The sequence below is a fragment of the Streptomyces sp. NPDC001070 genome (genome assembly GCF_053598835.1).
Map to the genome: position 1 here is coordinate 137,299 of NZ_JBSFLB010000008.1, position 17,708 is coordinate 155,006.

Sequence of the window (17,708 nt, forward strand, 5' to 3'; positions counted from 1 at the left end):
GGAGGGATACGGGAGTCCGGGCGTTCAGGCGGTCGTGCGGTCCATCGGGAGGGTCAGGGCGTCGGCGTCCGTGCCGCGGCCGGTGGCGAAGTACGGAGAGCTTCGCAGGTACTTGGCGCGGGCGGCCACGACCAGGCCGGCCAGGATGATGCCGCCGGGCAGGGCGAGCATGAACCAGCCGTGGTCCGGGCTGAGTCGGTGACGGTGAACGCGCGGACGTTCCCCGCGCTGTCCGCGGTGCGCGGGCATCTGCACATGATCGCCGGCAGCTCCTTCGAGACCGCGGTCGACCTGATGCTGACGGCGCCGGCCGCGCAGTTGCGCCCAGAGCGTGATCGCTGACGCCCGGCCGCGCGGGCGGGCAGAGTGGCCGTCATGAGGCTGCTGATGCTGGGTGGTACGGAGTTCGTGGGACGCGCCGTCGTCGAAGGGGCGCTCGAACGGGGCTGGGAGGTGACGGTCTTCCACCGCGGCCGGCACGAGGCCCCGCCCGGAGCCGCCGTACTGCGCGGGGAGCGGGGCACCGAGGGCGGCCTTGCGGCCCTGGTGGACGGCGAGTGGGACGCGGTCGTCGACACGTGGTCGGGAGCGCCCGTCGCCGTGCGGGACACCGCCCGGCTCCTGGCCGGCCGGGCCCGGACGTACGCCTACGTCTCCAGCCGCTCCGTGTACACCTGTCCGGCCGCCGCCGGGCTCGACGAGGACGGGCCCGTGGTGGCCGCCGCCCCCGGCGACGGCCCCGACGTCGACTACGCGCGTGCCAAGCGCGGCGGGGAACTGGCCGCGGCCGAGTCCTTCGGCGACCGGGCGCTGCTGGTGCGCGCGGGCCTGATCCTCGGCCCCTACGAGAACATCGGCCGCCTGCCGTGGTGGCTCACCCGGATCGCCCGCGGCGGCCCCGTCCTCGCCCCCGGCCCCCGCGATCTGCCGTTGCAGTACGTCGACGCCCGCGACCTCGCCGCCTGGGTCCTGGACGCCGCCGCGGCCGGGCTGGGCGGCGCCTACAACCTCGTCAGCCCGCCCGGGCACACCACGATGTGCGAACTCCTCGACGCCTGCGCGGCGGTGACCGGCGGCCGAGCCGATCTGCGCTGGACGGAGCCGGGGGCGGTGCTGGCCGCCGGCATCGAGCCCTGGACGGAACTGCCGGTCTGGCTCCCGCCGGGCGAGCTGTACGACACGCTGCACACCGCCGACGTCTCCCGCGCCCTGGCCACCGGACTGCGCTGCCGCCCGGTCGCCGGGACGGTCGCCGACACCTGGGCGTGGCTGAGCTCCCTCGGCGGCGTGGCGCCCCGGCGCCCGGACCGCCCCCCGGTGGGCCTGGACCCGCAGAAGGAGGCGAAGGCACTGGGCGCCTGAGGCGCCGGGCCGGGGGCCCGGGCGGGGCCCGGGACCCCGCGGTCGGCGCCACCCCCGCAGGTGGGTCTCGAAGAAGGCCATCGCCTTGTCGATTGCCGGCCTGACGTACGTGTCGCCGTCGTAGAGCCCGATGTGGTCGCGCACCGCCCGCATCAGGCCCTCGCGGTCGAGCGCGTCGGCCACGGGGCGGCCTCCGCTCCCGCCGCGGCGGCCGCGGCGTTCCGGTCGGCGGACCGGGCCGGCCCGACGACGTCGTGCCCCACGGCACGCGGCAGCGGCACCAGCCTGCTGCCGATGACTCCCGCGGCTCCGGCAACGAGAACTCGCATGGTGACTCCTTCGTCCTGATCCCGGGCGGTGCCGGGATGCCGGGATCAGGACGGGCGACCGGCGCCGGATGCGACGGAACCCGGTACGGCCTGCGGCACACCCGCCCGGCGGCGGCCCGGGGCGGACAGGGCGGCGGCGAAGTCGTCCAGGGCGGCGAGGTCGTGGGCGCTCACCACGGCGTCGCAGTACGGCAGCGCCGCGGCCATGCCGCCGACGAGCGGCCGGTAACGGGGACTGGCCGTACGGGGGTTGACCCACACGACCCGGAAGGCGACCCGCGCGAGCGCGGCCATGTGCCGGGCGAGGTCGGCGGGGGCGCCGGTGTCCCAGCCGTCCGAGACGATCACGACGACGGCGCCGCGCGCCATGCCGCGCCGCCCATGGCGCTCGTTGAACTCCGCCAGGCACTCGGCGATGCGTGTGCCCCCCGACCAGTCGGGCGCCGTCCGCCCGGCGCGCGCCAGCGCGTCGGAGGGCAGGCCGGGCCGCCGCAGGACCGGCGTCAGCCGGGTGAGCCGGGTGGCGAAGGTGAAGACCTCGGCCCGCGCGCCGCGCGAGGCGCAGTAGAGCAGCTGCAGCATCGCCCGGGCGTACGGCTCCATCGACCCGGAGATGTCGCACAGCACGACGAGGTCCCGGCGCCGGGTCCGCGGCACGACGCGGCGCAGCCGCAGGGGGTGCCCGCCCGTGCGGCGTCCGGCGGCGAGCGTACGGCGCAGGTCGATCCGCTCGCCGTGACGGGCGGGCCTGCGCCTCCGGGAGGGCCGGACGGGGGTGTTGAGCACGATCGCGCGCATCGCCCGGGCGAGGAGGGCGAGTTCCTCGTCGGAGAGCTCCGCGAAGTCCCGGGTGGCGAGGCGGTCGGCGGGGCTGGCCGTCGTGGGCGTCGCGACGTCCCGCGCCCGCCCCGGGGCATCGTCCGGGGGCCCCGCCGCACCGCCCTTCGGGGCGGGACGCCCGGCCCCGGGAGGCGACCGCGGCGGGTCGCCCCGCTGCCCTCGCGGCCCCAGGTGGTGGACGGCACCGCCGCCGAACACCTCCTGGAACACCGCGTCGAACACCGGTATCTGCTCCGGGTCCGCCACCAGCGTCGCCAGCGCGCAGTGCCGCAACTCCCTCGTCGTCGCGGGCGCCAGCACCGTCACCGCGCGCGCGAACCGCTCCGCCCTGTCCGGCCCCACCGGGATCCCCGCCCCCCGCAGCGCGCCACTGAAGGCGGCCGCCATTTCCGCCAGTCCCGGTGCCCCGGTCATGCCCCTCGCCCCCTTGCGCGCCGCCGGTGCCCGGGACGGGCGGGACGCACCGCGGTGCGAACAGGGCGGGCACTTCCGGACCGGTTCCACAGTCGCTCCACGACGCACACGGACGACGCGCCGCCGTCGGGCCGGCAATCCCTGCGGTCGCCGTCCGGCCGGCGGAACCCTTGCGACCGGTCCCGAGTCCGTGGGCCCCGCCCCCGCGGCGGCGCGCTCGACCCGGGCACCACGCCGTGCCGGATCGGCACCCCGGGCACGGCCCTCACCCCCCGTGCGCGCCGCCGGTGCCCAGGGCCCGGCACCCACGGGCCGGAACGCTCGGCAGCGAGCGAGTCGTGCAGCATCTCCACGGCACTTCGGCCGACCGGACTCCGGTCCGGAAGCGCTCCGTTGGTTCCAGATGTGCCGTGCGGGCGGGGCCGCGGCCCGGGCACCGCCCGCCGGAGAGGCGCCGCCGCTCACACATCGGTGTCGACCAGGCTCGCCAGGCCCGCGGCGCGCACCTCGGACAGGTCCTCGGCGTACTTGAGCACCGCGCCGAGTGTGCGGTCCGCGGCGTCGGCGTCGAGCGTGGTCAGGCCCAGGGCCCGCATCGCGCCGGCCCAGTTGACGGCCTCCGCGATGCCCGGCGGTTTGGTGAGCCGGTGGTCGGAGCGCAGCCGTTCCACCGCGGTGGCGACCCGGGACGCCAGCCACTCCCCCGCGCCGGGGACGCGGCGCCGGATGACGGCCGCGACACGGGCCGTGTCCGGGTACTCGATCCAGTGGTAGAGGCAGCGCCGCTTCAGCGCGTCGTGGAGGTCGCGGGTGCGGTTCGAGGTGAGGACGGCCACGGGAGGCACCGTCGCGGTCCGCGTGCCGAGTTCGGGGATCGTCACGGCCGCGTCCGCCAGCAGTTCCAGCAGGAACGCCTCGAACTCGTCGTCGGCTCGGTCCACCTCGTCGATGAGCAGGACGGCCGGCCGCGGTCCCGGATGGCTGATCGCGGCCAGCAGCGGCCGCGGCATCAGGTAGTCCTCGGTGAACAGGTCTGCGTCGCGCAGCGGTTCGCCGCGGGACTCGGCCAGCCGGATGGCGAGCAGTTGCCGCGGGTAGTTCCACTCGTACAGCGCCTCCGCGGCGGACAGACCCTCGTAGCACTGGAGCCGGATCAGCGGGGTGTCGAGGACGGCCGCGAGCGCCCGGGCCGCCTCGGTCTTGCCCACGCCCGGTTCGCCCTCGAGCAGGATCGGCTGCCGCATGCGCACCGCCAGCAGAAGGGCCGTGGCGAGCCCGTCGTCGGCGAGGTAGTCGGCGGCGTCGAGCCGGGTGCGCAGGGCGGCGACGTCGGGGACGAGGGCGTCGAGGTCAGGAGGCATGCGCGTAGCGGGTGGGGTCGTCGGTGTAGGCGTGCCGGCAGCCGGGGCCGCAGAAGTACACGGTGCCGCCGCTCTCCTCGGCCGCCGAGACGGACTCGGCGGTGACGGCGACGGTCATGCCGCACACGGGGTCGACGGCCTCCGCGACGGGCCGCCCCACCGCCGTGTCCGGGCGGCCGCGGCGGGCGGCGGGCCGCGGCCGCAGGGCGATGATCTCGGCGTACACGGACACGGCGATCTCCGCCGGGGTGCGGGCGCCGATGTCGAGTCCGGCGGGGGTGTGGACGCGGCCCCGCTCCTCCTCGTCGAGGCCGAGGGCGGCCAGCACCGCCGCACCGCGGCGGGGACTGGCGACCAGCCCGACGTACGGGACCCCGGCACGCACCGCCGCGGTCAGCACGGCCTCCTCGTCCCGGCCGTGCGAGGCGATGACGACCACGTCCAGGTCGGGCGGCAGCGGCGTGCCGGGGCCTGCGGGCCGGACGTCGTGCCCGAGGGCGCGGCCGACGTCGACCAGGGCGCGGGCGATGGGCGCGTGCCCGTGGACGTGGACGAGTACGGGCGGGAGGTTGGCCTCCAGGAAGATGTCGAGGGTCCCGCCGGACAGGCACGGGTTGGCGACGGTGACCAGGCCCTCCCGCTCCCCGCGGCCGCCCCTGCCCTCGGGGGTGATCCGCAGCAGCACCGACTCCCCGGTCTCCAGCAGGCGCAAGCCCTGGAGCTGGACGGTCGACTCGGCGCAGGTGCCGCCGACGAAGCCCTCGACGGTGCCGTCGGGCAGCACGAGCGCGCTGTCGCCGGGCTTGGCGCTGGTGGGCCGTTCCGCCCGGACGACCGTGGCGAGGACGAACGGGGTCCGGCCGTGCCGGAGTTCGTCCGCGCGGGTCAGCAGTCGGGGGTTCGTCATCGGGTGGCCTCGGGTGATCGGGTGTCCTCAGGTGATCGCCAGGTCGGTGCGGAGCGGCCGTCCCCGCGCGGCCCGCCAGACCACCGCCGGGGTCAGCGGCATGTCGATGTGGCGTACGCCCAGCGGCCGCAGGGCGTCGACGACGGCGTTGACGACGGCGGCGGGCGATCCCACCGTCGCGGACTCGCCGACGCCCTTCGCGCCGATCGGGTGGTGCGGGGACGGGGTGACGGTCTCGCCGAGCTCCCAGGAGGGGCATTCGACGGAGGTGGGCAGCAGGTAGTCCATGAAGGACCCGCCGAGGCAGTTGCCCTCCTCGTCGAAGGCGATCACCTGCATGAGCGCCATGCCGAGCCCGTCGGCGAGCCCGCCGTGCACCTGCCCCTCGACGATCGTGGGGTTGATGCGGGTGCCGCAGTCGTCCACGGCGACGAAGCGGCGCACCTTCACCTGCCCCGTGCCCGCGTCGACGTCGGCGACGCAGATGTAGGCGCCGAAGGGGAAGGTGAGGTTGGGCGGGTTGTAGACACAGGTCGCGTCGAGGTGGCCCTCGACGCCCTCGGGGAGTTCGAGGCTGGAGTGCGCGGCGAGCGCGATCTCGGCCATCGTGCGGCCCTGGTCGGGGTCGCCGGTGACGAACCAGCGGCCCTTCTCCCACTCCAGGTCGTCCGGGCTGACCTCGAGCATCGCCGAGGCGACCAGCCGTGCCCGTTCGCGGACCTTGCGGGCGACCAGCGCGGTGGCCGCTCCGGACACCGGGGTGGAGCGGGAGCCGTAGGTGCCGAGCCCGAACGGCGTCTGGTCGGTGTCCCCGTGCACCACCTCGACGTCCTCGGGCGGGATGCCCAGCTCCTCGGCGACGATCTGCGCGAAGGTCGTCTCGTGGCCCTGGCCCTGGGTCTGGGCGGAGATCCGCAGCACCGCCTTGCCGGTCGGGTGGACGCGCAGCTCCGCGCCGTCGGCCATGCCCAGGCCGAGGATGTCCATGTGCCTGCGCGGGCCGGCGCCGACGGCCTCGGTGAAGAAGCTGACTCCGATGCCCATGAGTTCGCCCCGGTCGCGCTTCTCGGCCTGCTCGCGGCGCAGGTCCTCGTAGTGCGCCAGGTCCATCGCGAGCCGCAGGGCGCGCGGATAGTCGCCGGAGTCGTACTCCCAGCCGGTCCTGGAGGTGTACGGGAACTGCTCGGGGCGCAGCAGGTTGCGCATCCGCAGCTCGGCGGGGTCGGCGCCGAGTTCCGCGGCGAGCACGTCGACCATCCGCTCGACCAGGTAGACGGCCTCGGTGACGCGGAAGGAGCAGGCGTAGGCGACGCCGCCGGGCGCCTTGTTGGTGTAGACGCCGGTGACCTCGCAGTGGGCCGCGGCCAGGTCGTACGAGCCGGTGAAGACGCCGAAGAAGCCGGCCGGGAAGTTGGTGGGCTGGGCGGTGGCGTTGAAGGCGCCGTGGTCGGCGATCACCTTCACGCGCAGGCCCAGGATCTTTCCGTCCTTCGTCGCGGCCAGCTCCCCGTGCATGTGGTAGTCGCGGGCGAAGGAGGTGCTCATCAGGTTCTCCGAGCGGTCCTCCGTCCACTTGACGGGTTTTCCGGTGACGATGGAGCCGACGACCGCGCAGACGTATCCGGGGTAGATGCCGACCTTGTTGCCGAAGCCGCCGCCGATGTCGGGGGAGATGATCCGGATCTTGTGCTCGGGGATGCCGGCCACCATCGCGTAGATGGTGCGGTGCGCGTGCGGGGCCTGGGTGGTGGACCAGACGGTGAGCTTGCCGGTGATGGCGTCCATGTCGGCGACCGTTCCGCAGGTCTCCAGCGGCGCGGGGTGGACACGGGGGTACAGCATGTCCTGTGCGACGACGACGTCGGCGCCCGCGAAGACCTCGTCCGTGCGCTCCTTGTCGCCCGCGGACCAGTCGAAGATGTGGTTGCCGGTCTGCCCGTCCTTGTCGTCGCGGATCAGCGGCGCGTCGGGGTCGAGCGCCCTGCGGGCGTCGACGACGGGAGGCAGCGGGTCATACTCGACGTCGATGAGTTCGAGGGCGTCGCGGGCCGCGTAGCGGTCCTCGGCGACGACGAAGGCGACCTCCTGACCCTGGAAGCGCACCTTGTCGGTGGCGAGCACGGCCTGGGTGTCGTACGAGAGCGTGGGCATCCAGGCCAGCCCCAGCCCGGCCAGGGTCTCGCCGGTGATGACGGCCCTGACCTTGGGATGGGCCTCGGCGGCGCTGGTGTCGACGGACAGGATCCGGGCGTGCGCCAGCGGGCTGCGCAGGACGGCGCCGTGGAGCATGCCGGGCAGTCGCACGTCGTCCACGTAGGTGCCGTGGCCGCGGACGAACCGCGCGTCCTCCTTGCGGGTCATCCGCCCGAAGCCGACCGGCCGTTCCTCGGTGGCGGTCATGTCCGCACCTCCTCACGGCCGGGCGCCGGCCGCGCTTCCTCGGTGCCCTCCTCGGCGGGCCGCGCGGTACCGCCGTGCTCGGCGGCCCAGCGGATCGCGCGCACGATGTTCTCGTACCCGGTGCAGCGGCACACCTGGCCGGAGATCGCCTCGCGGATGTCCTCCTCCGAGGGATCGGGGTCGTGGTCGAGCAGCCAGCGGGCGGTCATCATCATGCCGGGGGTGCAGAAGCCGCACTGCAGTCCGTGGCAGGCGACGAAGCCCTGCTGCACGGGGTCGAGCGCCGCCCCGTCGGCCAGGCCCTCGACGGTGCGCACCTCGTGGCCGTCGGCCATCACCGCCAGCACGGTGCAGGACTTGACGGGCGCGCCGTCCAGCCAGACCGCGCAGACCCCGCAGTTGGAGGTGTCGCAGCCCCAGTGGGTGCCGGTGAGGCCCAGCTCGTCGCGGAGGAAGTGCACGAGCAGCAGCCGGGGTTCGACGTCCCGGGTGTGCCGTTCGCCGTTCACGGTCACCGTGATCCGCATGTCAGGCCTCCTGCCCGTGGGCACGGGCGGCCGCGGCGCGCAGCGCCCGTACGGTGAGCTCCGCGGCGAGGTGCCGCTTGTAGTCGACGGGGCCGCGCTGGTCGGCGGAGGGCCGGCACTCCTCGCCGGCGATCCGGCCCGCCTCGGCGAGGCGTTCCTCCTCGGGCGGTCCGCCGCGCAGGAACCGTTCCGCCTCCTCGGCCACGAACCGGGGCGCGCCGACCGCGGTCAGCCCCACCCCGGCCTCGGTGATCACTCCCCCGGAGAGCTCCAGCACCGCGCCCGCGGCCGCCACGGCCCAGTCGCCTGCCCGTCGCTCGACCTTGCGGTACGCGCTGGCGTGCGAGCGGATCGGCACCCGGATCTCCACCAGCAGCTCGGCCTCGCCGAGCGCCGTCTCGTACGGGCCGAGGAAGAACTCCCGGACCGGGACGACCCGCCGGCCGCCCGGCCCCTGGGCGACCAGCGTGGCGCGCAGCGCGGAGAACGCGGCGGACAGGTCCTCGGACGGGTCGGCCTGGCAGAGCGAGCCGCCGACCGTGCCGCGGTTGCGCACGAGGGGATCGGCGATCATCCGTTCCGCGTCGCGGAGGATGGGGAAGTGCTCGCCGACCACGGCGGAGGCCAGCAGGTCCGCGTGCCTGACCATGGCGCCGACGGCGAGTTCGCCGCCGTCCACGCGGATCCGGGTCAGCTCGTCGAGGCCGTTGATGTCGATCAGCGCCTCGGGCTGGGCGAGCCGGAGTTTCATCATCGGCAGCAGGCTGTGGCCGCCCGCCACCACCCGGGCCTCGGGCCCGTACCGGCTGAGCAGCTCGATCGCGTGGTCGACGCCGGTCGCCCTCTCGTACTGGAACGTGGCGGGAACCTGCATGAGGCCCTCCCGGATCCGGGCGTGCCCAGGGGCGCCGCCGGCGGGCCGGATGGCCGGGGAGGCGGCGTGAGGAACGCTCCCCGTGTGCTGTGACGTGATGTTGCGCCCTGTCGCGGCGCCCGCGCAATGGGCCGATAAGTCTTCACTTATCGGGGCGAAAGCGAGAAAATCGCATGGTGACCGTGACGCAGCTCAGCACCTTCGTGCTGGTGGCCCGGCTCGGTTCCGTCACCGCCGCGGCGCGGGCGCTGGACGTGAGCGAGTCCGCCGTGTCGCAGTCGCTGAGCTCGCTGCGCGCCCACTTCGGCGACCCGCTGATCCGCCGCGCGACGGGCGGCGGGATGCGGCTCACCCCGGCGGGCGCGCGGCTGCTGCCGGTCGCCTCGCGGATGGTGGCGCTGAGCGCGGACGCGGAGGCCGCGGTGCGGGCGGCGCAGGGCGAACCCGACGAACTGCGTGTGGTCGCCGCGAGCACACTGGCCGAGTTCGTACTGCCGTCGCTGATGGAGGCCTTCGCAGAGCGGACGGGCCGCCGGATCGACGCGTCCTTCGGGGTGGCCACCACCAGCGAGATGCGCGCTCTGGTGGAGAACCGGCTGGCCGACGTGGCGCTCGGCCCGGACCTGGGCACCGTGCGCGGCGGCGAGCTGATCGGCGAGCCCGTCTTCCGCGCCGTGCTCGTCGCGGTGACCGGGCCCCGCGCGCCCCGGCCGGCGGGTCCGCCCTCCCGCTGGACGTGGCTGGTGGACCCTTCCGGCACCGACCCCGGTGCGGACGCCGGCCGGCTGCTGCGCAGGCTGCGGGTGGCCGAGCCCCGCGTCCGGGTGTTCCCGCACCAGACCGCGGCCTGGGAGGCCGTGGCGGAGGGCGCGGGCGTGGCGCCGGCCGTGGCCCACCTGGTCACGCCGCGCCTGCGCCGCGACGAGCTGCGCCTGCTCGACACCCCGGCGACACCTGCGTACGCCACCTGGTACGCCACCGTGCTGCCGCCCGGCTTCCGCTCCCCCGCGACCGACGCCTTCCTGCACTTCCTCCACACGGCCGCCGCGACCCGCGTCATGGGCGCCCCCGGCACCGGTGTCGCCCCCTCCCGCTTCCGCCCCGCCGTCCACGTCACGCTGTGGCCCTCCGCGTGACCGGCTACCACATGCCCCACGGCCGCGTTCTCCCGGCGGATCGCCACGGCCGACGGCCCCGGTCCCCCTGTGGCCGTCGGCGACCCGGGGCGGCGCATCACGCGGCCACCGTGGGGCACCGCCCTGCCGGGGTCTGCCGAACCGCCAGGTCAGGGTTTCGCGGGCGCGACCAGGACCTCCTTCAGGCGGTCGAGTTCCGTGTCCGTGAGGCCGCGGTCGCGGAGCCAGGGCCCCGCTCCCCCGTGGTCGGTGTGGAGGGCGTCCAGGAAGCGGTGCATGACGCGCGGCTCGGATGCCATGAAGGCGTGCTCCACGGCGGGCAGATCGCGATAGGAGGGGAGCCGCGTGAGCCGGGCCCGGATGCGGACGACGCGCTGCGCGGTGAGCGCGTAGTCGGCGGCGATGGCGGGGGCGGGCACACCCACCGCGTCCAGCAGCAGGGCGGCCAGGACACCGGTGCGGTCCTTGCCGACGGCGCAGTGGAACACCACGGCGTGCTGGTCGGTGTCCGCCACGACGCGCGCGGCGGCGACCAGCGACTCACCGCTGCCGTCGAGGAGTCCCAGGTAGAACCCGGCCGTGTCGCCGTCCTCCGCGGTCGTCGCCGGCACGGCGTCGGTGACCAGCGCCCGCACTCGGCTGACCGGCAGGTTCACCCTGCGTACCGCGGTGTCCGCCAGCAGGCCGTGGCCTTCCAGGGCGGCCTCGTCGGGACCGCGCAGATCGAGGACGGTACGCAGGCGGTACCGGCCGAGCAGCAGTTCGACGTCGTCCGCCGTGGCGTCCTGGAGGGTGCTCGCCCGGAACACCACGCCACGCCGCGTCGTGCCGCCGCCGCGCACCGGCAGGCCTCCGAGGTCGCGGATGTTGTCCACCTCCGCCAGGTCCAGCCAGCGCGGCACCTCACCGGCGGATCCGTCCTGCGTAGCCTCCAAGACGCCCTCCTCGTACGGCCCCCGGCCATCGTGCCGTGCGCCGCGCCGGGTTGACCAGCGCACACCGGGACCGCGGGGGCGTGCGGGCCGATATCGTCGGCTGACCCCGGAACCCCGGGCGATCAACGACCGGAGGTGCCGGCCATGGTCCAGCCCGAGCCGCCCGTGGAACCGCTGGTGCGCACGGAGCGGCACGGCCGCGTCCTGGTGATCCGGATGTGCCGCGCGCACAAGCGCAACGCCGTCGACCGGCACCTCGCGAACGCGCTCGACGAGGCGTTCAACACGCTGGAGGACGACCCCGAGCTGTGGGCCGGGGTGCTCACCGGCTCCGGCGGGGTCTTCAGCGCGGGCAGTGATCTCAACGCCGTCGGCGACTACGTCACCGAGCGCGGCGGCGAGTACGGGCTGATCCGCCGTCACCGCCGCAAGCCGCTGATCGCCGCGGTCGAGGGCGCGGCCCTGGGCGGCGGCATGGAACTGGTGCTCGCCTGCGACCTGGTGGTGGCCGCCGCCACCGCCCGCTTCGGCCTGCCGGAGGTCCGTCTCGGCCTGGTGCCCACGTGCGCGGGGCTGTTCCGCGGCCCGCGCGCGCTGCCCGTCAATCTGGCCAGGGAGATGGTGCTGACCGGCGATCCGGTCGACGCCGCCCGCGCGCACGCCGCCGGCCTGGTCAACCGGATCACCCAGGAGGGTGAGGCACTCACCGGCGCCCTCGAACTCGCCGCGCGTGTCTGCGAGAACGCCCCGGTCGCCGTCCAGGCGAGCCTGATGGCGATGGACGCCTGGCTGTCCGGCTCCGACGAACTGGGCTGGCGGGCCACCGAGGAGGCGACCCGCACGGTGATGGCCTCCGCGGACCAGCGGGAGGGCGTCGCCGCCTTCCTGGGCAGACGCCCTCCCCGCTGGACCGGCCGCTGACGTCTGGGTAACCGGCGGGTACACGCGCTTGGGTGACTCCGACGTGCGCCACGCCGGAGCGCGGGATTATCTGGAAGCCGTGACCGGTGAGGTCCGCCGTCCGGGCGGGCCCGTGCCGAGCACGCCGATGCCGGCGCCACGGTGGCAGGCGCCGGAGTCGGGGAGATCCCGGTGTCGTCCGGAAGCGGTTCACCGCCGAGGAGGCGCCCCCGAGCGAGGAGCTTCCCCCTTGGCCCGCAGGATTCCGCCGACCACCGCGGTCGCCGTGGTGTTCGTCGCCGCGCTGTTCATGGCGATCATGGACACCACGATCGTCAACGTCGCCGTGCCGGCCATCGGCGAGGACTTCGGTGTGCCCGCCTCCGGGCTGGGCGGCATCAACATCGGCTACCTGGTCAGCCTGGCCGTGTTCATCCCCGTCGCCGGCTGGCTCGCCGACCGGTACGGCACCCGCAGGGTGTTCCTCGCCGCGCTCGTGGCCTTCACGGGCGCTTCGGCACTGTGCGCCATGGCGACCAGTCTCGAACAGCTCACCATGTACCGGATCCTGCAGGGCGCCGGCGGTGGTCTGCTCGTCCCGGTCGGTCAGACCATGCTCTTCCGGGCCTACCCGCCCGCCGAACGGATCAAGGCGCAGCGCGCGCTGATGGTGCCGACCGCGATCGCCCCGGCCGTCGGCCCGGTGCTGGGCGGCTGGCTGTGCGACGCCGTGTCCTGGCACTGGGTCTTCCTGGTCAACCTCCCCGTCGGAGCGGCCGCCGTCGCCTTCGGACTGCTCTTCCTGCCGGACTACCGGCTGGACCGCCCGGGGCGCTTCGACCTCCTCGGCTTCCTGCTGGCCGGCGGCGGTCTGGCGCTGACGCTGTACGCGCTGACCAACGGCGCCGGCGACGGCTGGGGCACGGCGGGCATCCTCGTGCCCCTGTTCCTGGGGATCGCCGCGCTGGCCGCGACGGTGCTGGTGGAACGCCGGATCACGATGCCCATGCTGGACCTCGAACTCTTCCGGGACCGGCTGTTCCGCGCCAACACCGTGGTGATGTTCCCGCTCAGCGCGGTCTTCCTCGGCACGGTCTGGCTCTACCCGATGTTCCTTCAGGAGGCGCTGGGCTTCAACGCCTTCGAGAGCGGGCTCGCCACCTGGCCGGAGGCCGTCGGCGTGATGGCCGCGGCGCAGATCGCGCCGCGCCTGTACCGGCGGATCGGGCCGCGGTGGCTCATGGTGGGCGGTTCTGCGGGCATGGGCGTCTGCGTCGCGGTGATGACCGGCTTCACGACCGCCACCGCGCCGTGGACGCTGCGCGGCGTCCTCTTCGTGCTGGGCTACTGCATCGGGCACGTGATGATGTCGGCGCAGAACGCCGCGTTCGCCACGGTCCCCGCCCCCTCGACGGGGCGGGCGGCCACCGTCTTCAACATGCAGCGGCAGCTCGGCGGCGCCTTCGGAACCGCGCTCATCGCCACGCTCCTCACCGCGATCGGCACCACCGCGGTCGCGGCGGACGGCACCGCGACGGCCGACCTGGGCGCGTACCACGCCGGCTTCGTGCTCTGCGCGGGCCTGGCCCTGATCTCGGCGGCAGCCGCGCTCTTCGTCTCCGACAAGGACGCCCTGGGCGTCGAACGCCCCGACACCGGCCGCCCGGCCCGCCCCGACACGGCGGCACCCTCGCCCGCCTCGTGAAGCGCCGTCGGGTCAACCGACTGTCTCCGGCCGGGGCCTTGTCCCCCGGATCCGCCCGCGGGGACACGGGGGGGGCAAGCGCGGGTCCCAGCGGTCGAGTCGAGGTCCCCTCCCCCTGTTGGCGCCGGGAGGCGCGCCGACGGCAGGGCCTAACATCGACGCATGCCCCGACTGGAACGCCTGCGATCCGACCACGCCCCCGCGCTCCTGGAGTTCGAGCGGGAGAACCGGGCGTACTTCGCCGCGTCCATACCCGACCGCGGCGACGACTACTTCGCGCAGTTCGGCGCCCGGCACCGCGCGCTGCTCGCCGAGCAGGACGCCGGGGTCTGCCACTTCCACGTGCTGGTGGGCGGCAGCGGCGAGGTGCTGGGCCGGGTCAACGTCGTCGACGTGGTGGACGGGGCGGCGGAGCTGGGGTACCGGATCGCCGAGAGCGCGGCCGGACGGGGGCTGGCCACGGCCGCGGTTCAGGAGGTGTGCGCCCTGGCCGCCGGGGAGTACGGCCTGACGACGCTGTGGGCAGTGACGACACTCGACAACGCCGGCTCGCGCACCGTGCTGACCCGGACGGGGTTCGTCCCCGCCGGCCCGCTGGAGGTGGGCGGCCGTCCCGGGCTCCGGTTCGTAAGGGAGTTGCGGAACGGGGCGGCGCCCTCCGCGCCCTCCGCGCCCTCGACGCCCCCCGCCGGCTGAACCCGGACGCGGGCGGCGAGGGCGCGCAGGCCCGGGAGGGCGAGCACGGCGACGCCGGGGAGGCTGGAGACGAGGGTGAGCACGCCGTACACGACGGCGGTCGCAAGGCCCTGCTGGGCGCCCAGGCCCGCGGCGCCGAAGGCGAGGGCCGCCGCGGCCTCCCGCGGGCCCCAGCCGCCGATGTTGACGGGAAGTCCCATCACCAGCAGCGCCAGGACCAGCGGCGGTACGAGCGCGGTGACCGGCGCCGACGAGCCCGCGACACGGGCCGCGACCACGAACAGGGCGATGTGGCCCGCCAGTCCGGCGGCGGAGAGCGCGACCACGCCGGGCCAGGTGCCGCGGTCGAGCAGTCCGCTGCGCGCGTCCGCCAGACCGGTGGCCAGCGCGCGCCGGCCCTTGGCGGCGCCGCGCCGCCACAGCAGCCAGCCGCCGAGCGCCGCGATCGCCGCCAGCACGGCGGCGGTGACCTCAGCGGCGGCCCGTCCCGGCACGAGGTCGCCGGCGATGGCGGAGACCAGGGCGGGCCGGGTGAACAGGACGGCCGCGCCGAGCACGAGGACGACGACCTGGCCGCCGACCCGTTCCAGGACGACGGCGCGCACGCCGCGGCCGACGTCGCCGGAGTGCTTCCCGTGCCGGACGGCCCGGTCGACGTCGCCCAGGACACCGGCGGGGAGCACGGCGTTGAGCAGCAGCGCCCGGTAGTAGTCCGACACGGCACGGGTCAGCGGGAGCCGCAGGCCCAGCCGGTGGGCGACCAGGCGCCAGCGCCACGCGCTGAACACGGTGGTGAGCAGGCCGATCGCGAGGGCGGCGAGGACGGCGGGGCCGTCGACGACCCGCACGCCGTCGACGAACGCGCCGGTGCCGAGCCGCCACACGAGAGCGGCGAGGATGCCCGCGCCGACCAGCAGCCGCAGCCAGGCCCACAGTCGCTGCTTCACCGGGCCTCACCGCCGGGCAGGGCGAGCAGGTCGCCGTGGCCGACGACGGCGGTGAGCTCCCCGTTCGCACAGGCGTCGAGCCGGCGGCGCAGATAGGCGTCCGCTCGGGCGGCCAGGGCGGGTTCCTGTTCGACGGCGGCGCCGACCCAGCCGCGCAGCCACTCGGCGGTGAGCGCGGCCTGGTCCGGGCCGAGCCGCCATGGGCTGGGCCGGGTCGTGACGGTGGCGCCGTGCCGGGTGAACGCCCGGGCGGCGGCGCCGAGGGCGTCCGGTCCCAGCAGCGCGCGACCGCCGGCCGTGCGCCGCTGGTGGGCGTTGAAGGCCGCGGTGATCTCCGCGTCGAGCGGGTCTGCGGGCCCGAGTTCGACCTCGCCCACCACCGAGAGCCCGAACAGCACGGGCACGCCCGCGGCGGTGCACGTGCCGGCGAGGGCGTCGATCTCGTCGGCGGTGAGCAGGTCGAGCAGCGCGGAGCCGGTGACGAGCGAGGTTCCCGCGAGGTCGTCGGCGCCGAGCCGGGTGAGGTCTCCCTCGCAGGTCTCGACCGTCACGGGGCTGCCGCCCTCCGCGGAGAGTCCCGCGATGCTCGCCGCGGCGATGGCGAGCAGTGCGGGGTCGTGGTCGTGGAGGACCCAGTGCTGCGGTCCGGGCAGCCGCCCGGTCAGCCAGCGGCCCATGGAGCCCGTGCCGCAGCCGAGGTCGCGGACGACCAGCGGACCGGTCCCGCCGTGGCCGGCCGTGAGGTGGTCGCGGAGCGGGCCGAGCAGACCGGCGGCGCGGGCCGCGGTGTCGGCGTCCTCGCGCAGCGCGAGCCAGTGCGGTGTGAAGGGGGCGGTGTCGGACGTGGTCATGGGGTTCCCTCCCGCAGCAGTTCCAGCACCGCGTCCATGCGCCGCGAGGCGTGCTTCCAGTCGTCCAGCGTGTCGCGCCGCCGTCGTGCCGCCGTCCGCAGCCGGCCGCGCAGTTCGGCGTCGTCGAGCCAGCGGCGCAGCGCCGCGGCGAGTTCCGTGGTGTCGTCCGGGGGGACGAGGAGGCCGGGCGGGTCGCCGTCCGGGGCCAGGCCGAGAGCGTCGGGCACCCCGCCGGCGGCGGAGGCAAGCACGGGGGTGCCGCGCATCAGAGCCTCGGTCACGACCATGCCGAAGGTCTCGGCGCGGGACGGCAGGACGAGCAGGTCGGCGGCCGCGTACTCCGCCGCCAGGGGGTCGCCGGTCAGCGGGCCGGTGAGCCGTACGCGGTCGCCGAGGCCGTGCCGGGCGATCAGTTCACGCACGCGCGTGACGTGTTCTGGGTCGCGGCCGAGCGGACCCACGCAACGGCAGGTCCACGGCAGGTCGGCGACCGCGGCCAGTGCCTCGACCAGCAGGTCGTGGCCCTTGCGGGGGGTCAGCGAGGCGACGCACAGCAGCCGCGTTCCGCCGTCGGTGCCGGGCGCGAGCGGCGCGGGATCGGTGCCGGGGGTGACCACGTGCACCCGGTCCGCGGACAGTGCGTGCCGTTCGGCGATGCGCCGCGCGGCCCAGGGACTGGTGGCGACGACCGCGGCCGCGGCGTGCAGGGTCTCGCGCTCCTGGGCGTCCAACGCTCCGGCGGCCGCGGGATCGAGGCCGGTCTCGTCGGCGAGCGGCAGATGCACCAGGACCGCCGTGCGCAGCCGGCGCGTCTGCGGGACGACGATGTCGGGGACGCCGCAGGCCACGAGTCCGTCGAGCAGGACGACGGCGCCGTCGGGCAGCGCCGCGAGCACCCTGGACAGGGCCTCGCGGGCGGCGGTGTCCGGCCGCGGCCAGGACCCGTGCACGGGGAGCTCGCGCAGCGGGCGGCCCGCCGCCGCCAGGGTCTGGGTCAGCCGCCGGTCGTAGACGTTGCCGCCGCTGGGCGACGTCGCGTCGTCGATGTCGCCCGGGAGGACGACGTACGCGGTGCCCGCCCCCGCCGAGGCGGGGGCGGTCGTGCGCGCGGGCGTGGTCACAGCGATCGCTCGTAGCTCGCCCAGGCCACGTGCGACTCGTGCAGGGTGACGGAGATGCCCGTCAGGCCGTGCGCCCCCTCTCCGAGCTTGCCCGCGGCCACGCGGTCGGCGAGCCGGTCGGCGATGAGCCTGGCCAGGAACTCCGTGGAGGTGTTGACCCCGGCGAACTCGGGCTCGTCGTCCAGGTTGCGGTAGTTGAGCGCGGCAAGCACCGCGCCCAGCTCCTGGGTGGCCAGTCCGATGTCGACGACGATGTTGTCTGCGTCGAGTTCCGGACGGCGGAATGTGGCATCCACCAGGAACGTCGCGCCGTGCAACCGCTGCGCCGGCCCGAAGACCTCGCCGCGGAAGCTGTGGGCGACCATGACATGGTCGCGGACGGTGACACTGAACACGCGGGACT

18 protein-coding genes and 1 pseudogene are annotated in these 17,708 nt (G+C 75.3%); 6 read left to right on the forward strand and 13 right to left on the reverse strand.

The window, feature by feature from the left end:
* Positions 1-24: 24 nt before the first annotated feature.
* Positions 25-171: a hypothetical protein gene (locus tag ACWDAS_RS12550; protein WP_450389051.1), complete on the reverse strand. Its 147-nt coding sequence runs from the start codon at positions 169-171 to the stop codon at positions 25-27.
* A gap of 9 nt (positions 172-180) precedes the next feature.
* Between ACWDAS_RS12550 and ACWDAS_RS12555 the strand changes: the two genes are divergently transcribed.
* Positions 181-342, forward strand: coding sequence for a hypothetical protein (locus tag ACWDAS_RS12555; protein ID WP_450389053.1), 162 nt, complete (start codon positions 181-183; stop codon positions 340-342).
* Positions 343-375: 33 nt separating this feature from the next.
* Positions 376-1,362, forward strand: a complete 987-nt coding sequence (locus tag ACWDAS_RS12560; protein ID WP_450389054.1) for an NAD-dependent epimerase/dehydratase family protein — start codon at positions 376-378, stop codon at positions 1,360-1,362.
* A 152-nt stretch (positions 1,363-1,514) separates the two neighbouring features.
* Here the strand turns inward: ACWDAS_RS12560 and ACWDAS_RS12565 are convergent, their stop codons facing one another.
* The 7 genes from ACWDAS_RS12565 to ACWDAS_RS12595 all read right to left on the reverse strand — a co-directional run bounded on the left by ACWDAS_RS12565 (position 1,515) and on the right by ACWDAS_RS12595 (position 9,014).
* Positions 1,515-1,691, reverse strand: a complete 177-nt coding sequence (locus ACWDAS_RS12565) for an NAD-dependent epimerase/dehydratase family protein (protein WP_450389055.1) — start codon at positions 1,689-1,691, stop codon at positions 1,515-1,517.
* Positions 1,692-1,736: 45 nt separating this feature from the next.
* Positions 1,737-2,945 carry a vWA domain-containing protein gene (locus ACWDAS_RS12570; protein ID WP_450389057.1) on the reverse strand — a complete coding sequence of 403 codons (1,209 nt, stop codon included), beginning with the start codon at positions 2,943-2,945 and terminating at the stop codon, positions 1,737-1,739.
* Between the two features lie 461 nt (positions 2,946-3,406).
* On the reverse strand, positions 3,407-4,306 hold the full coding sequence (locus ACWDAS_RS12575) for an AAA family ATPase (RefSeq protein WP_450389058.1): 900 nt from the start codon (positions 4,304-4,306) through the stop codon (positions 3,407-3,409).
* Positions 4,296-5,213: an XdhC family protein gene (locus tag ACWDAS_RS12580; RefSeq protein ID WP_450389060.1), complete on the reverse strand. Its 918-nt coding sequence runs from the start codon at positions 5,211-5,213 to the stop codon at positions 4,296-4,298. The genes ACWDAS_RS12575 and ACWDAS_RS12580 overlap by 11 nt, the downstream gene beginning before the upstream one ends.
* Before the next feature lie 27 nt (positions 5,214-5,240).
* Positions 5,241-7,613, reverse strand: a complete 2,373-nt coding sequence (locus ACWDAS_RS12585) for an aerobic carbon-monoxide dehydrogenase large subunit (protein ID WP_450389062.1) — start codon at positions 7,611-7,613, stop codon at positions 5,241-5,243.
* Positions 7,610-8,140, reverse strand: a complete 531-nt coding sequence (locus ACWDAS_RS12590; protein ID WP_450389064.1) for a (2Fe-2S)-binding protein — start codon at positions 8,138-8,140, stop codon at positions 7,610-7,612. The genes ACWDAS_RS12585 and ACWDAS_RS12590 overlap by 4 nt, the downstream gene beginning before the upstream one ends.
* A 1-nt stretch (position 8,141) precedes the next feature.
* The gene (locus ACWDAS_RS12595) at positions 8,142-9,014 is read right to left on the reverse strand and encodes an FAD binding domain-containing protein (protein ID WP_450389066.1); all 873 of its coding nucleotides are present in this window, start codon (positions 9,012-9,014) and stop codon (positions 8,142-8,144) included.
* A 173-nt stretch (positions 9,015-9,187) separates the two neighbouring features.
* On the opposite strand from ACWDAS_RS12595, the gene ACWDAS_RS12600 reads away from it, so the two are divergent.
* Positions 9,188-10,150, forward strand: a complete 963-nt coding sequence (locus ACWDAS_RS12600; RefSeq protein ID WP_450389068.1) for a LysR family transcriptional regulator — start codon at positions 9,188-9,190, stop codon at positions 10,148-10,150.
* Positions 10,151-10,299: 149 nt separating this feature from the next.
* On the opposite strand, the gene ACWDAS_RS12605 is transcribed toward ACWDAS_RS12600, so the two are convergent.
* Positions 10,300-11,085: a tyrosine-protein phosphatase gene (locus ACWDAS_RS12605; protein ID WP_450389070.1), complete on the reverse strand. Its 786-nt coding sequence runs from the start codon at positions 11,083-11,085 to the stop codon at positions 10,300-10,302.
* 144 nt (positions 11,086-11,229) lie between these two features.
* On the opposite strand from ACWDAS_RS12605, the gene ACWDAS_RS12610 reads away from it, so the two are divergent.
* From ACWDAS_RS12610 to ACWDAS_RS12620, 3 genes are all read left to right on the forward strand, one after another.
* Complete coding sequence (locus tag ACWDAS_RS12610; protein WP_450389072.1) at positions 11,230-12,006, forward strand: enoyl-CoA hydratase-related protein; 777 nt, start codon at positions 11,230-11,232, stop codon at positions 12,004-12,006.
* A 229-nt stretch (positions 12,007-12,235) separates the two neighbouring features.
* The gene (locus tag ACWDAS_RS12615; protein ID WP_450389074.1) at positions 12,236-13,690 is read left to right on the forward strand and encodes an MDR family MFS transporter; all 1,455 of its coding nucleotides are present in this window, start codon (positions 12,236-12,238) and stop codon (positions 13,688-13,690) included.
* Between the two features lie 162 nt (positions 13,691-13,852).
* Entirely contained in the window at positions 13,853-14,386 is a 534-nt protein-coding gene (locus ACWDAS_RS12620; RefSeq protein ID WP_450389076.1) for a GNAT family N-acetyltransferase, read from the forward strand.
* A gap of 113 nt (positions 14,387-14,499) precedes the next feature.
* Here ACWDAS_RS12620 and ACWDAS_RS12625 read toward each other — a convergent pair.
* The 4 genes and pseudogenes from ACWDAS_RS12625 to ACWDAS_RS12640 form a co-directional block, all read right to left on the reverse strand.
* Positions 14,500-15,333, reverse strand: a pseudogene (locus ACWDAS_RS12625) (lysylphosphatidylglycerol synthase transmembrane domain-containing protein); the annotation flags it as partial.
* On the reverse strand, positions 15,330-16,184 hold the full coding sequence (locus tag ACWDAS_RS12630) for an SAM-dependent methyltransferase (protein ID WP_450389078.1): 855 nt from the start codon (positions 16,182-16,184) through the stop codon (positions 15,330-15,332). The gene ACWDAS_RS12630 and the pseudogene ACWDAS_RS12625, both read right to left, overlap by 4 nt.
* Entirely contained in the window at positions 16,181-17,305 is a 1,125-nt protein-coding gene (locus ACWDAS_RS12635) for a glycosyltransferase family 4 protein (RefSeq protein WP_450389079.1), read from the reverse strand. Before ACWDAS_RS12635 ends, ACWDAS_RS12630 begins: the two co-directional genes overlap by 4 nt.
* Positions 17,302-17,700 (reverse strand): 6-pyruvoyl trahydropterin synthase family protein, encoded by a 399-nt coding sequence (locus ACWDAS_RS12640; RefSeq protein ID WP_450389081.1) that lies wholly within the window; start codon positions 17,698-17,700, stop codon positions 17,302-17,304. Before ACWDAS_RS12640 ends, ACWDAS_RS12635 begins: the two co-directional genes overlap by 4 nt.
* Positions 17,701-17,708: the final 8 nt, after the last annotated feature.

Coding starts and splice junctions, on each gene's coding strand:
- ACWDAS_RS12550 (WP_450389051.1), bottom strand. CDS start 171: ATGCTCGCCCTGCCCGGCGGCATCATCCTGGCCGGCCTGGTCGTGGCC.
- ACWDAS_RS12560 (WP_450389054.1), top strand. CDS start 376: ATGAGGCTGCTGATGCTGGGTGGTACGGAGTTCGTGGGACGCGCCGTC.
- ACWDAS_RS12565 (WP_450389055.1), bottom strand. CDS start 1,691: ATGCGAGTTCTCGTTGCCGGAGCCGCGGGAGTCATCGGCAGCAGGCTG.
- ACWDAS_RS12570 (WP_450389057.1), bottom strand. CDS start 2,945: ATGACCGGGGCACCGGGACTGGCGGAAATGGCGGCCGCCTTCAGTGGC.
- ACWDAS_RS12575 (WP_450389058.1), bottom strand. CDS start 4,306: ATGCCTCCTGACCTCGACGCCCTCGTCCCCGACGTCGCCGCCCTGCGC.
- ACWDAS_RS12580 (WP_450389060.1), bottom strand. CDS start 5,213: ATGACGAACCCCCGACTGCTGACCCGCGCGGACGAACTCCGGCACGGC.
- ACWDAS_RS12585 (WP_450389062.1), bottom strand. CDS start 7,613: ATGACCGCCACCGAGGAACGGCCGGTCGGCTTCGGGCGGATGACCCGC.
- ACWDAS_RS12590 (WP_450389064.1), bottom strand. CDS start 8,140: ATGCGGATCACGGTGACCGTGAACGGCGAACGGCACACCCGGGACGTC.
- ACWDAS_RS12595 (WP_450389066.1), bottom strand. CDS start 9,014: ATGCAGGTTCCCGCCACGTTCCAGTACGAGAGGGCGACCGGCGTCGAC.
- ACWDAS_RS12600 (WP_450389068.1), top strand. CDS start 9,188: ATGGTGACCGTGACGCAGCTCAGCACCTTCGTGCTGGTGGCCCGGCTC.
- ACWDAS_RS12610 (WP_450389072.1), top strand. CDS start 11,230: ATGGTCCAGCCCGAGCCGCCCGTGGAACCGCTGGTGCGCACGGAGCGG.
- ACWDAS_RS12620 (WP_450389076.1), top strand. CDS start 13,853: ATGCCCCGACTGGAACGCCTGCGATCCGACCACGCCCCCGCGCTCCTG.
- ACWDAS_RS12630 (WP_450389078.1), bottom strand. CDS start 16,184: ATGACCACGTCCGACACCGCCCCCTTCACACCGCACTGGCTCGCGCTG.